The sequence below is a fragment of the Micromonospora sp. LOL_015 genome (assembly GCF_048060275.1).
Taxonomy (GTDB): Bacteria; Actinomycetota; Actinomycetes; order Mycobacteriales; family Micromonosporaceae; genus Micromonospora_E.
Window position 1 is genome coordinate 81,046 of record NZ_JBHMIO010000017.1, and the last position, 12,891, is coordinate 93,936.

Sequence of the window (12,891 nt, forward strand, 5' to 3'; positions counted from 1 at the left end):
GTTGCGCACGGCCGGCACCGGCCGTGACGCACAGTGAAGGGCAAGGCTTGGGCCTGGCTACGACTGACCGGTGGGGTGACCATCCTGGGGCTGCTGGCCTGCCGGCTCGGCACCAACGCGTTCCTCGACGGAATGCGGGTGATCGACGCGCGGGTGCTACTGCTGGCGGTCGGGATCGGGCTGCTGACCACGGTCTGCAGCGCTTGGCGATGGTGCCTGGTCGCCCGGGGGATGGGGCTGGCGCTGCCGCTGGCCGGGGCGGTCGCCGACTACTACCGGGCGATTTTCCTCAACGCCGCGCTGCCCGGTGGGGTGCTGGGTGACGTGCATCGCGCGGTCCGGCACGGCCGGGAGGTGGCCGACGTGGGCCGGGGAGTACGCGCGGTGGTGCTGGAACGGACCGCCGGTCAGCTGGTGCTGTTCGCGGTCGCTGCGGGTGTGCTGCTGACGCTGCCGGTGCCGGCACCCGCGCGGCTGGTCACTGCGGCTCAGGTCGCGGCGGCCATGGTCGCGGCGGCCGCGCTGGTGGTGGCGCTGTTCGTGGCGGTACGCCGCCGTCGGCCACGGGTTCGTCGAACGGCAGCCGCCGGGCCGGGCGGATCCTGGTGGACCCGCGCGGTCGGGCGGACCGTCGCCGACCTGCGCAGCGGTCTGCTGGCCCGACGGACCTGGCCGGGGGTGGCGTTGCTGTCGGTAGCCGCGCTGGCCGGTCACCTGGCCACCTTCCTGGTCGCCGCCCGCGCCGCCGGGTCGACGGCGCCGCTACACCAGCTGGCACCGTTGATGGTGCTGGCGTTGTTGGCGATGGCGGTGCCGTTGAACGTCGGCGGCTGGGGACCGCGGGAAGGGGTGACCGCGTGGGCGTTCGGTGCGGCCGGGCTCGGCGCGGGCCTCGGGTTGACCGTCGCGGTGGTGTACGGCCTGCTGGCGTTGACGGCGAGCCTGCCGGGTGCCGGTGTGCTGGCGGTCCGCTGGGTGCGTCGGCTGCCGGCGGTCCGGCAGCGGCCGCCGCTGCTGCTGCGGCTGCGACTGCGACCACGGCCAGCAACGTGACGGCCAGCAACGTGACGGCGGGACGGGCTGGTCGGCTACTGCTCGCCGAACCGGGACGACAGGGCGTAGCGCAGCAGGGCCACGTCGCCGATCTGGCGGACCTCGACCAGCGTCGCCCGCCGGTCGGCGTGCCACGGGAAGCTGCCGTCGCCGACGAACCGGGGTGCCCGGGAGTCGCCGACGAAGATCGGGGCGACCACCAGGTGCAGTTCGTCGGCCAGGCCGGCGGTGAGGAACTGGGTGTGCACCCGTCCGCCGCCTTCGACCATCAACCGGCCGACGCCCCGGACGTGCAGGTCACCGACGACCCGTCGCAGGTCGACCGGGTCACCGCAGTCGACGACGGTGGCGAGCCCGGCGAGCCGGCTGCGGGCGCTGCCCAGGCTCGCCGTGGCGCAGTACACGACCTTGTCGACGTCGCCGACCGTGAAGAACCGCGCCTGCGGGTCGAGGTCGGCGCTGCCGGTGACGGTGACCTTCATCGGGGTGGGTGGGTGGCCGGCGGCCACCCGCCGACGCCGACGGTCCGCCGACCGGACCAGCAACCGAGGGTCGTCGCGGCGCACTGTGCCGGCCCCGACCAGGATCGCGTCGCAGTCGGCACGTACCGCGTCGACCCGGTCGAAGTCGGCGTCGTTGGACAGCAGCAGGCGCCGCCCGCTCGCGTTGTCCAGATACCCGTCGATCGACATGCCGCAGCTGAGCAGGACGTAGGGTCGCTCAACCACTGATGGCACCTCCTTGACGACCGGCTTGACGACCGGAAGATAGCCTGCATGCGAGGCCGGCACACATTCTCCCGTACGGCTCGAGTGTCGGTGCCGGCCGGACCGGTGCCGACGCTCTGCGCAGCACATCACCGATAGGACGCACGATGCTTGAACCGCCGCCCCACGCTCCAGTCAACGGTAAGCGCGCCGCCACCAACGGGACGGGTCCCGCGCCGACGGCGACGGTCCGCCGGCAGGTGACGGTGCCGCTGCGGTTCGCCGACGGCTACATCGCCAGTGCCCGGGTCTTCACCTTCGACGGTCTGACCGACCAGCGCGAGCACGTGGCGCTGGGCCTGGGCGACTGGGACCGGGCGTTGGACCAGGCCACCGACGGCGGCGACCCGCCACTGGTACGCCCGCACAGCGAGTGCCTGACCGGCGACGTGTTCGGCAGTCAGCGGTGTGACTGCGGCCCGCAACTGCGGGAGGCGGTGGAGCGGATCGCCGCTCACGGCGGCTTCCTGCTCTATCTGCGGCAGGAAGGTCGGGGCATCGGGCTGTACGCCAAGCTCGACGCCTACGCGCTGCAGGACGCCGGGCTGGACACGTTCGAGGCGAACGTGGCGCTGGGCCGGGGCGAGGACGAACGCGACTACACGGTCGCGGCGCAGATGCTGCTCGCGCTCGGCGTGCACCGGGTGGCCCTGCTCAGCAACAATCCGGACAAGGCGGCGCAGCTCACCCGGCTCGGCGTCACGGTGACCGAGCAGGTCCCCACCGGCGTGCACGTCTCCGCCGCGAACGTCCGCTACCTGGCCGCCAAGGCGAACCACGCCGCGCACACCATCGATCTGTCGGTGACCGACTGACTGAGCCGACCCGACACTCGTGGGCTGGGCGGTCAGCACAGGTAGGGCCAGCCAGCCGCGTCGTAGCCGATCCGGTTGATGCCGAGCAACGCGGCACCGTTGTTCGCGTAGTAGTGGTAGGCGAGGTAGTCGCCGTCGCTGTCGGCAAGTACCGTCTGGCCGCGCCCTGACAGCACCGGTCGACGGAGACGTACAGGTAGTAGTAGCGGTAGTAACCGCCCCGGTTGACCAGCGTCGGTGCCTCGATCGCTCCGCCGCCACGGCCGGCGAGGCTGTGCATCGCCGAACCGGACCGCTCGGGCTCGACCGGGGTCTTACCGCCGAAGCCCGGGACCATCTGGATCGTGCCCGCGAGCTGGCCGAACGAATTCGCGACATCGGTCTGCAGGCACGGACGCTACGCGCACTAGGTGACCTGCACTGGCTGGACAGCCGGCATTCGCAGGCCGAAGAGCACTACCGGCGGGGACTCGCGCTGGCCTGTGCGGCGGGCCACCGGGCCAGCGAGACCCGCTGTCTGCGTGGCCTCGGCGAGTTACAACGCGACACCGGCCGGTTCGACGAAGCCCTACGCACCCTCACTCGTGCCGTGGCGGTGGTCGACCGCTGCCCGGACCGCCGGATCGCACCGTACGCGCTGAGCGCGCTGGGCAACACGCACCTGCTCGCCGGCCGCCCGCAGCCGGCGATCCGGCCCTTCCAGCAGGCCGTCACCGTCGCCCTACGCTCGGCGACGCCCGGGCTTCGATCCTCGGTGCGCGCTGGGTCGCGCCGAGCTCGCCCGCAGGGACCGGGACGCGGCCGGCAGGCTGGTCGGCGAAGCGCGCCGGTTGTCCGAGCGGTGCGGCATGGTCGCCCGTACGACCGAGGTGGACGGCCAGCTGGCCGCGGCCGGCATCGCCGGCTAGGTGGCATCCGCTCAGCTCACCGAGACGGTGACGAGCTGTCCCCGGTGGTCGCTCATCCCCCAGCCCGGCACCATCCGGTAGTCGTGGACCCGGGCCGGACCGGCGGTGAACGCCCAGTCCAACCGCCACAACACGGTCCCGCCGTCCGGCCAGGAGACCGGGTAGATCTCCCGGCTGGCCGGCAACGCGTCCCGTAGCCGGCGGCCGAGGGCACGCAACTCCCCCATCGCCGACGTCGCGTTGAAGTCGCCGGCCAGCAGCACCGCTGCCGGGTTGCCGGCGAGGTCGGCCGCCACCGCCCGGTAGTGGGCCTGCCGACGGATCTCCTGCGCCCGCATGAAGGCGGTGAACTCGGCCCGTCGCGGATCCATCGAGACGTCCAGCTGCACCGGGACGTGCACGTTGTACGCCGAGAACACGGTCCCACCCACCAGCAGGTCGGTCCGCAGGACCTTGTACCGGTAGTAGTCCGGGAAGTCGGAGCCGGGGGGCGGACCGCCGAGCCCTGGGTCGGTCAGGTACGGCGTGGCGTCCAGCCCGTGGTGACGTACCACCGGGTACCGGGACATCGTCAGCAGCTCGCCGACCGCGACGATCTGGTAGCCGGGGAACCGTTCGCGCAGTTCGGCACGGTAGTCGACGCGGACCGGCCGGTGCCCGGCGAGATCCCAGCCGACGTGCTCGCTGAGCAGGTAGACGTCGGCCCGCTGGTCGGCCAGGTAGGCGTAGAACCGCTCCGGGTCGTCGCCGTCGTGCCAGTACTCGGTGTTCCAGGCGAACACCCGAACCGCGTCGGCGGGGGCGGGTGCGGCGGTGCGCCCGCCCGGCAGGGCATGCACGTTCAGCCCGGCCAGGTCGGTACCGAGCACCAGGCAACCGACGAGCACCAGGGCGAGCCGGGCACGGACCGGGCGGGCCAGCAGCGTCAGTGGGGCCAGCAGCAACGGCACCGCGACGAACAGCAGCGGCGGCATCAGCTCGAACGGACGCCACCACCACTGCGTTCCGGTGAGCGTCAGGAACACCGCGAGGAACAGGCTCCAGCCGGCGACGGGGGCGAACACCAGCCGGGTACGCGGTGGCCAACCTCGATGCCGGGGGCCGCCGGGGCCGCGGTCCGCCGTACCGCCGGCCGGTCCGTCTCCTGGCACCCCTGGCACCCCTGGCGCCGCTGGCGGCGCGGCGGTCCGGGCCGCGCCGCCAGCGGCGGTGATCAGGTGGCTCATGCCGGCGCCCGGGTCACCGTCGGGGCGGCCGGCACGGCGGTGGACGGCCACTGAGCGTCGTACAGCCGGCGGAACCGGCCGGACACCAGCCACTGCAAGGCACCGACCGCGATGCCGGTAGAGATGGCCACGTTGGTCGCGAACGCGACGGCGGTGAAAACCGCCAGGAAGCCCGGGCCGCGCCGACGCAGCACGTAGCGGTACATCGCGGCGTCACCGGCGAGCATCACCGCGAGCAGCGCCCCGGTGGCCAGCGACGCCCATGGGCTCAGCACGACCAGTGGCAGACTGGCCAGCACACCGAGCGCGGCGAGCGCGGCGAGCGAACGCGAGGCGCTCTCGAAGCCCTTGGCGAAGCGCCGGCGCCGGGCGAACAACGGCACCCGCAGCCGCGCCCGGCGGAACAGCTTGCGCATCAGCGGCAGCAGCTTGTCGTCGTCGTCGTGCCGGCCCCGGACTGCGTCGGTGACCCGGATCTGGTAGCGGGTGGACATCCGCTGCCCGTAGTCGACCTCCTCGGTTTGGCGCAGCCGGGGATTGAACGGACCGATCTCGTCGAACACCCGCCGGGGGATCGCGGTAAGCGACGAGAACAGGAAACTGACCTCGCCGAGCGAGGCCATCCGCCAGCAGTACGCCTGCAGCACCCGGCACTGCTCCACCACGCTGTCGCGGATCAGTGGCTCGTCTTCGTAGATGCCGCAGACCGCACCGTACTCGGGATGCGCGCGCAGTTCGGCGACCGCCGTCTCGATCGCGTCCGGCCGCAGCGCCACGTCCGAGTCGACGAAGAACAGGATCTCGCCCCGGGCCGCGGCGGCCCCCATGTTGCGGGCCACCGCGACGCCGCTGTTGCGGGCGGTCCGCAACACCGTGACGGCCCGCTGCCGGGCGATCGCCAGCGAGTCGTCGGTGCTGTGGTCGTCGACCACGATGATCTCGATCGGGCGGTACGTCTGGTCCAGTGCCGCGTCGACGCACTGGCCGATGGAGTTGCCGTAGTTGTAGTTCGGGATGATGACGGACACGAGCGGGTCGGCCATTGCTGCTCCTTGTCGGGTTGGGGCGGTAGTCGGCTGAGGGTGGGGCCGGCCGTCGGTCAGCGCAGCCGGGCGGTGAGATCGAGCGGCACGGCGTAGTGCGCGGCGAGCAGCGTGCCGGCCAGCAGCACGCCCCACAGCAGGGCGTTGACGACCATGACCCGGTCACGCAGCAGGATCCGGGTCGGTTCCCCGCCACGCCCGTCCACCACCAGGACCTGCAGGTAGCGGGCGACAGCGAAGAACGCGAACGGCACCGAACCGAGCAGGGCCAGATCGGTGTACGGGTCGGCCACCGTCTCCTGCAGGGAGAAGAGGAAGGCGACCACGGCCAGCACCGCGCAGAAGACGATCAGATGGTCCAGGTACCGGACCGAGTACCCGCGTAGCGACGGCCGGTGGTCGCTGCCGGAGACGGTCACCTCGTGCCGCCGCTTGCCGAGGATGAATAGCAGGCACAGGGCGAAGACCGCGACCAGCAGCCACCGGCCGACCGGTGCGCCGACAGCCAGGTGGCCTTGGACGACCCGCAGCACGAAGCCGACCGCGACCACGCACACGTCGACCAGTGGCAGGTGCTTCAGGCCACGGCTGTAGGCCAGGTTGAGGACCAGGTAGCCGGCGATCGGCCACCAGGCGACGGCCGGCCCGAGCAGCACCGCGGCGGCCAGCAGCAGCGCCAGGGCCACGCCGACGGCGTACGCCACCGGGACGCTGATCCGACCGGCGGCGATCGGCCGGCGGCGTTTGGTGGGGTGGGCCCGGTCCCGGTGCCGGTCGTGGACGTCGTTGCCCACGTACACCATGGACGAGGCGAGGGTGAACAGCACGACCGCCCAGCCGACCCGGGCCAGCGGTCCCGGCCCCAACGCCGGTGCGTCGATCAGGGCGAGCGGAACCACCAGCAGGTTCTTCGCCCACTGGTGCGGACGGATCAGGGTGATCAGGTCGGTCAGCAGGCCGGGCCGGCTGGCCCCGGGCGACGGTGGGGTCGGGCCGGGGCCGACGGGCTGGTCGATGGCGATGGTCACGACGAGCTCCGGTGGGTGTGGGAGGCGCGGGGTGAGCTACCGGACGGTTCAGAAGACGGCCTTGGCCAGGCTCAGGACGCCCTGTTTCCATGGATCCCGGCTGGTCCGCCCGGTGGACGGGCTGGCAACGGGTCCGGCGGAGCGGGCCGCCCGCCACCAGTGGTAGGTGCGCAGGATCGCGTCGCGGTTGGAGTACTGCGGCCGCCAGCCGAGGACCTCGCCGGCCTTGTCGATGCTGACGTACGAGTCGTTGCACAGCTTGTGGACGAGTCGCCCGTACACCGGCGACAGCCGCAGCCGCTCGAGCAGCCGCAGGACCGCGACGGCGGGGCGGGCCGGAACCGGCACCACCCGCCCGCCGTGCCCGGCCGCGTCGAGCACCGCCTGGAAGTCCTCCCGCAGCGTGCCGAACTCGGCCGCGCCCAGGTTGAACGTGTCGTTGGCGTGGTCGGCGGGGGTGTGCAGGACGACCCGGACCGCGTCAACCAGGTCCTCCACGGCAAACATCTGGATCCGCACGCCGCCCCGGCCGAGCACCGGAAAGTTCCGGCCCTCCTCGGCCCATTCGAACAGCATCGCGAACAGACCCATCCGGCCAGGGCCGAGAAAGGTCTTCGGTCGCAGCATCGGTACGCACATCCCGCTGGCCCGCGACCGCTCACCGACCTCCTCGGCGGCGGCCTTCGCCCGGCTGTACGGGTCCACCGGTTCACGCGGGTGGTCCTCGGTGGTGGGCACCTGCCCGGGTAGCCCGTACACAGCGGTGGTGGAGATGTGCACGACCCGGTCGGCACCGACCGCCCGGGCGGCGTCGAGCACGTTGCGGGTGCCGTCCACGATGATCGACCGGATCTCCGGTTCCGGGTAGCTGGGCAGCGCCGCGGCGGTGTGCACCACCACGTCCGTACCGCGCAGCGCCACGCGGACCCGGGCTGCGTCCCGCACGTCGACGGTCAGGTAGTCGACGCCGGGCACCGGTTCGGCCGGTGGCCGCAGGTCGACGCTGCGTACCTGCCATCCGTCGCCGGCCAGGGATCGCACCAGGTTGCCACCGAGCATGCCACTGCCGCCGGTCACGGTCACCGTCCCGGCCGCGGCCCCGCTCACCACAGCGACGACACCTTCTCGGCCACGAAGCGGGCCAGCAGCCGGGTCATGCCGAGTGCGAGAGTCCGGTCAAGGCAGTCGAGGAAATGCTCGACCTCGGCGGGTTCGACGACCAGCGGTGGCCCCACCACCAGCGGGTTTCTGCCGTTGAGCGTGTAGTAGCTGTAGATGTCGTGGTCGCGGTAGAGGGCGTTGATCACCGCGCAGGTGACGAGCTTGGTGCCGAACTGCGGATCCTTGGCGAGCCCGCCCGGTGCGACCTTGGCCGCCAGGTCCAGCGAGCGGGCGCTGTTCAGGAAGACGCCCCAGAGCGCACCGGCACCCCGTACCTCGGTCACCACGTCGGGATGTTCCTTGGCGATCCTGGCGAGTCCCGGCGCGAGCACCCGATCGATGGCCCGTGCCCGGGCCGGGAAGTCCTCGTCGACCGCCACGTTGATCGCCTCGATCGCGGTCGCGGTCTCCTCGCCGAAGCCGTAGTAGGTGGTGCTGGTGCTCTGCAACAGCGCGTCGTTGAGGCTGCCGTACGCCTTGGTGAAGATCCGCCGCCGGGCCACGTACGCCGAGATCGACGACTTGCCCCCGCCGAAGGACTTCGAGGTGGTCACCACATCGGGGATCAGCCCGGGGTAGCGCATGAAGTGGAACATGGTCCCGGTCTTGCCCCAGCCGGTGTAGATCTCGTCGAAGATCAACACGATGTCCTCGCGGGTGCACAGTTCGCGAAGGCCACGCAGGAACTCCTCCGAGCACCACCGGATCGTCGAGGCGCTGAACGGTTCGATGAGGATGGCGTACACGTCGCTGCGGCCCTTGCGGTCGCGGCTGGCCTCCACCGCCGCCCGCACGGCGGCCAGATCGTCGTAGTCGAACGACACCACCCCGGGGATACCGGGGAAGGTGAAGTGGTTCTGGGTGCTGCCGGTGAGGCTGCCGGAGCCGAGTAGCTTGCCGTGGAAGCTGATGTCGCTGCGCAGGATCGTGTTGCGCCGCCCGCCGTGGTACTTGTACGCCAGCTTCACCGCGCCCTCGACGGCCTCCGCGCCGGAGTTCGGCAGGAACGACATGTCGAGGTCGCCGGGCAGGACGGCGGCCAGGTTGTGTGACAGCGCGGCGAGGTACGGCGAGAAGTAGGTCTTGTGCACCTCCATCCGCTGCCGCTCGGCGAACCGGCGGCGGGCGGCCAGGATGCGCGGATGGTTGTGGCCGTGGTTGAGCACCCCGACGCCGCCAGTGAAGTCGAGGATCCGCCGGCCGTCGCGGGTGTGGATGTAGGCGCCTTCGGCCCGGTCGGCGAGTTCCCGGCCGAACCCGAACGAGGTCATCAGGCTGACCTGGCCCTTGTTCACGTGCTGGCGGTACAGGTCGTGCACCTGCTCGACGCTGAGCTGTTCGGCGTCGTCGATGGACAACAGTGGTGGCATCTCGCTGGGTCCTTTCGCTCTCTGATCGCGGCGAGTGGGTACGCGCCGATGGCGGGGCGGTGGCGGGTCAGAACGAAGCCGGGGCCGGGGACCGTCCCGCCGAGGTGTCCGTCGACGCGGCGGCCGCCCGCGCAGCACGCCGGTCGCGCAGCGCGGTGACGAGCAGGGCGGCCCCGGCGGTGAGGATCTCGGCGAGGGTGCACAGCACCCGGCTGGCGATGGCGGTGGTGACCGCCGCCGGCAGGGGCAGCACGACTGTGAGGGCGGCGATCAGCAGGACGTCCCGCACCCCGACGCCGTCCGGAACGAACAGGGCTAGGGTGCCAGCCACACTGGCGATTGCGAAGGCGCCCAGCGCCACTGGCAGCGCTTTGACCGGCGCGGCACCCAGCAGGGTGGCGACCAGCCAGACGTGCACCCCGAACAGCACCCACGAGGCCGTCTGCCAGCCGATCGACCGCCGCAGGTGCTCGGGCCGGGCCAGCCGGGCCAGCTGTGGGCGACGGGCCAGCCGGGCCGCCACGGCGACCACCCGGTCGATCAACGCCGGCCGCAGGAGCAGTAACCCGAGCAGCGCGCCGGGGGCCGGGAACAGCCAGAGGGAGTGGGCCCCGAGCAGGGCCGGCGCGACCAGCAGACCGACGGCCCCACCGCTGAGCAGCACCACCACCACGTTCACCAGGTAGATTCCCGCCATTCTGGGATGGCTCACCCCGGCCCGCTCGCCGAGCTTGAGCAGGGCGAGCAGGCCCCAGACCCGGCCGGGCAGGAACTTTCCGAGGAGGCCGACGAAGAACATCCGGACACCGGCGGTGACCGGCACCGGCACGCCGGTCGTCGAGATGGTCAGCAGCCAGGCACGGGCGGCGCAGAGCAGGCCGCCGGAGGTGACCACCAGGGCGGCGGCCAGCGCCGGCACCGTCCGGGGACGGGTCAGCTGGCCGAGCGTCGACCAGTCCTGGTCACGGAGTGCGAACGCGACGACGATGCAGACGGCGACCACGAACGCCCCGACGACCAGCCGCCCGACGAGCCGGCGACCACGCCGGACAGTGCCGGGTGCCGGCTCTCGGCCGGCGGGTGTCGGCGCGTCTGTGACCATGACGGCCTGCTCCTTTCCTCGTGTCGGATGGTTCGTCGGCGGGCCGCCCGCACAGGGCGGATCGTGGCCCGAGCAGGCTCCCCACAACGACAATCATCAATGGGTCGATGGTAGGGGCCGGCTTCCGGGCCGGCCAAGGTGGCAGAGCCCCATCCGCCGACAGGCTCCATGAAGGTGGCGGCACCGGCTACGACCAAGGACGCGCGACGCCTCGACCAACGGCGCGTACGGATGCAGCCGGGGCGCAGGCGCACCGCCGGGTCGGACGACACGCGGGCGGGCGGAGCGGAGGCTGTCGGACGGGATTACGCCGTCCGCACCGCAGCACGACGAAAAGGCCAACCAGGTCCAACCGGTAAGGATTCAAGTTGATTTATATGGGTAAATTGCTAAAGAAAAGCTTATGGCCAGCAAAATCAAAGACGGAGACCACAACCAAGCGGCCTGAGCAGAGACGATCTAATCCCGACACTCAAACCCCGTAAGGGGTGGATGTTCCAGTCGGGAGCGCTATCATAAGTCTCCGTGACAGGAGTCGGCGGGGAGGCCTCTTGAGAACTGGGCGTGACGCGGACGCGGCCCGAAGCACGGACACCACGGGGATCCTCGACGAGGTCCTCAGCGCGTTCACCAGGGCCCTGCGGCAGCAGGGCAACCAGTTGATCAGCCGGCCGGAGGTCGCCGAACAGCTCGCCGACCAGGTCGCATCGGTCCTCGACGACGTGGCGGCTCAGCTCAGACTGCCGGACACCTTCCGGATAACACTGACGGGTGAGGCTCGGCTGCCCAGTGTCGAAATCGGTGCGCAGCGGGCCGAGCACGGCATCCACCCGGTGGAGTCGCTACGCGCCGCCATCACGTTGTTCGAGGTCGGCCTGCCAATCATCAGTCGCGAATTCGCGCCCACCGACAGCATCAGCGCGACCCGGATCAGCAAACTGTTCCATGAGGCGATCATGGCGCGAGTCGCCGTCGGATCCCTGTCCTACGTGACGTTCCTGATGACAAAGCTGCAGGAGTCCCGGCAGGAGGAGCGGCGACGGATAGCTCGGGAGTTGCACGACCGGGTGCTGCACGGCATGAGCCTGACGCTGCACCGACTGGACCTGAACCGGCACTACGCCGAACACGACCAGGCGCGTGCGCGGGCCAATCTCGACAGCGCGGTCGAGTACCTCGGCGAGGCGGTGCGTACCGTGCAGCAACTGTCCGCCGAACTGCGCCGTTGTGTCGGCGAGGAGGGCCTGGCGAGCGCGCTGCGCGAATACCTGAAGGTGACGACGCCACCATCGGTACGGGTCTCGCTGCGCATCACCGGCGACGCCAAGGCCCTGCCTCCGGATACCACCGAGGAGCTCTACCTGATCCTGCGCGAGGCGGTCCGCAACGCGCTACGCCACGCCGCACCACGCCGACTGGACGTCACCGTCAATGCAGCTGCCACCGAGGTGCGCGCCGTGGTCTCCGACGACGGCCGGGGCTTTGATTCGAGTGGCCCGTACCGGGCCGGCGGCGGACTACCGTCGATGCGGGAGCGGGCGTTGCTGCTTCGGGGCCGACTCTCCGTCGTCAGCGAGCCGGGTAGGGGCACCCGCGTGGAGGTACGGGTCCCGCTGATGAAGAGCGGGCTTTGACCGCCCCGGACCGGCCGCAGATCCGGGTCTGTCTCGCCGACGACCACGCGCTGATGCGTGACGGCATCCGCGAGATGCTCTGCACCGATGCCAAATTCACGGTCGTCGGCGAGGCGTCGACCGGGCCGGAGGCGGTGGCCGTGTGCGTCCGGTTACGACCCGACGTCCTGCTGCTTGACGTGGAGATGCCCGGCCTCGGCGCCGCCGCCGTCGTCCGTCAGGTCGGCCGGGCCGCCCCACAGACCCGGGTCGTCGTGGTAACCATGCACGACGACCCCGACCTCGTGTCCGAACTGCTGACGGCCGGCGCGGTCGCGTACCTACTCAAGACGATCCTGCGGGACGAACTCGTCGCCGCCGTCCGGTCCGTGGTGCGCCGGCCCGTGCAGAACGTCCTGCTGGCGGTGTCCCGCGCGACCGTGGAACGGCTCGACCGGCAGCGACCGCGCACCACGCCACCGTTGACAGAACGGGAGTTGGAGGTGCTGCGGTTGACCGCCGAAGCGCTGAGCAACGCCCAGATCGCCGGTCGGCTGTGCATCACGGAGGCCACCGTCAAACGGCACCTGACGAACATCTACGCGAAGCTGCACGCGGTGTCGCGAGTCGACGCGATCCGCAAGGCTACTGCGGCGCGGCTGATCAAGCCGGCGCCGCAGGCACCGGTCAACTGACTGGGCTCGCCCGCATCGCCGCACTTCGGCGCTCCCCGGTGCCGGGCCGATCGGACGCCCGGCGATCGGACCGTTTCCGGACTGACTCGCCACCGTTGGCTCACTTCTTG

At 71.2% G+C, this 12,891-nt stretch carries 12 protein-coding genes and 1 pseudogene; 5 read left to right on the plus strand and 8 right to left on the minus strand.

Going from position 1 to position 12,891, the window contains the following annotated elements:
• Positions 1-33 precede the first annotated feature (33 nt).
• Entirely contained in the window at positions 34-1,053 is a 1,020-nt protein-coding gene (locus tag ACFHWU_RS15945) for a lysylphosphatidylglycerol synthase transmembrane domain-containing protein (protein WP_416557368.1), read from the plus strand.
• 35 nt (positions 1,054-1,088) lie between these two features.
• On the opposite strand, the gene ACFHWU_RS15950 is transcribed toward ACFHWU_RS15945, so the two are convergent.
• Positions 1,089-1,781 (minus strand): RibD family protein, encoded by a 693-nt coding sequence (locus ACFHWU_RS15950; RefSeq protein ID WP_416557369.1) that lies wholly within the window; start codon positions 1,779-1,781, stop codon positions 1,089-1,091.
• A gap of 146 nt (positions 1,782-1,927) precedes the next feature.
• Here ACFHWU_RS15950 and ACFHWU_RS15955 point away from each other — a divergent pair, with 146 nt between their 5' ends.
• Entirely contained in the window at positions 1,928-2,635 is a 708-nt protein-coding gene (locus ACFHWU_RS15955) for a GTP cyclohydrolase II (protein WP_416557370.1), read from the plus strand.
• Between the two features lie 32 nt (positions 2,636-2,667).
• Here the strand turns inward: ACFHWU_RS15955 and ACFHWU_RS15960 are convergent, their stop codons facing one another.
• Entirely contained in the window at positions 2,668-2,811 is a 144-nt protein-coding gene (locus ACFHWU_RS15960) for a hypothetical protein (protein WP_416557371.1), read from the minus strand.
• Positions 2,812-2,909: 98 nt separating this feature from the next.
• Between ACFHWU_RS15960 and ACFHWU_RS15965 the strand changes: the two are divergent.
• Positions 2,910-3,344, plus strand: a pseudogene (locus ACFHWU_RS15965) (tetratricopeptide repeat protein); the annotation flags it as partial.
• Positions 3,345-3,554: 210 nt separating this feature from the next.
• Here ACFHWU_RS15965 and ACFHWU_RS15970 read toward each other — a convergent pair.
• The 6 genes from ACFHWU_RS15970 to ACFHWU_RS15995 all read right to left on the minus strand — a co-directional run bounded on the left by ACFHWU_RS15970 (position 3,555) and on the right by ACFHWU_RS15995 (position 10,473).
• Entirely contained in the window at positions 3,555-4,769 is a 1,215-nt protein-coding gene (locus tag ACFHWU_RS15970) for an endonuclease/exonuclease/phosphatase family protein (RefSeq protein WP_416590908.1), read from the minus strand.
• Complete coding sequence (locus tag ACFHWU_RS15975; protein WP_416590909.1) at positions 4,766-5,812, minus strand: glycosyltransferase family 2 protein; 1,047 nt, start codon at positions 5,810-5,812, stop codon at positions 4,766-4,768. The genes ACFHWU_RS15970 and ACFHWU_RS15975 overlap by 4 nt, the downstream gene beginning before the upstream one ends.
• A 56-nt stretch (positions 5,813-5,868) precedes the next feature.
• A complete protein-coding gene (locus ACFHWU_RS15980; RefSeq protein WP_416557510.1) occupies positions 5,869-6,840 on the minus strand; it encodes a decaprenyl-phosphate phosphoribosyltransferase in 972 nt (323 codons plus the stop codon).
• A 48-nt stretch (positions 6,841-6,888) separates the two neighbouring features.
• The gene (locus ACFHWU_RS15985) at positions 6,889-7,947 is read right to left on the minus strand and encodes an NAD-dependent epimerase/dehydratase family protein (protein ID WP_416557509.1); all 1,059 of its coding nucleotides are present in this window, start codon (positions 7,945-7,947) and stop codon (positions 6,889-6,891) included.
• Positions 7,944-9,272, minus strand: a complete 1,329-nt coding sequence (locus tag ACFHWU_RS15990; RefSeq protein ID WP_416569249.1) for an aspartate aminotransferase family protein — start codon at positions 9,270-9,272, stop codon at positions 7,944-7,946. The genes ACFHWU_RS15985 and ACFHWU_RS15990 overlap by 4 nt, the downstream gene beginning before the upstream one ends.
• A gap of 166 nt (positions 9,273-9,438) precedes the next feature.
• The gene (locus ACFHWU_RS15995; protein WP_416590910.1) at positions 9,439-10,473 is read right to left on the minus strand and encodes a lysylphosphatidylglycerol synthase domain-containing protein; all 1,035 of its coding nucleotides are present in this window, start codon (positions 10,471-10,473) and stop codon (positions 9,439-9,441) included.
• Positions 10,474-11,024: 551 nt separating this feature from the next.
• On the opposite strand from ACFHWU_RS15995, the gene ACFHWU_RS16000 reads away from it, so the two are divergent.
• Both ACFHWU_RS16000 and ACFHWU_RS16005 read left to right on the plus strand, forming a co-directional pair.
• Positions 11,025-12,107, plus strand: a complete 1,083-nt coding sequence (locus ACFHWU_RS16000; RefSeq protein WP_416557507.1) for a sensor histidine kinase — start codon at positions 11,025-11,027, stop codon at positions 12,105-12,107.
• On the plus strand, positions 12,104-12,781 hold the full coding sequence (locus ACFHWU_RS16005) for a response regulator (protein ID WP_416569230.1): 678 nt from the start codon (positions 12,104-12,106) through the stop codon (positions 12,779-12,781). The genes ACFHWU_RS16000 and ACFHWU_RS16005 overlap by 4 nt, the downstream gene beginning before the upstream one ends.
• Positions 12,782-12,891: the final 110 nt, after the last annotated feature.

Coding starts and splice junctions, on each gene's coding strand:
- ACFHWU_RS15955 (WP_416557370.1), top strand. CDS start 1,928: ATGCTTGAACCGCCGCCCCACGCTCCAGTCAACGGTAAGCGCGCCGCC.
- ACFHWU_RS15970 (WP_416590908.1), bottom strand. CDS start 4,769: ATGAGCCACCTGATCACCGCCGCTGGCGGCGCGGCCCGGACCGCCGCG.
- ACFHWU_RS15975 (WP_416590909.1), bottom strand. CDS start 5,812: ATGGCCGACCCGCTCGTGTCCGTCATCATCCCGAACTACAACTACGGC.
- ACFHWU_RS15990 (WP_416569249.1), bottom strand. CDS start 9,272: ATGACCTCGTTCGGGTTCGGCCGGGAACTCGCCGACCGGGCCGAAGGC.
- ACFHWU_RS15995 (WP_416590910.1), bottom strand. CDS start 10,473: ATGGTCACAGACGCGCCGACACCCGCCGGCCGAGAGCCGGCACCCGGC.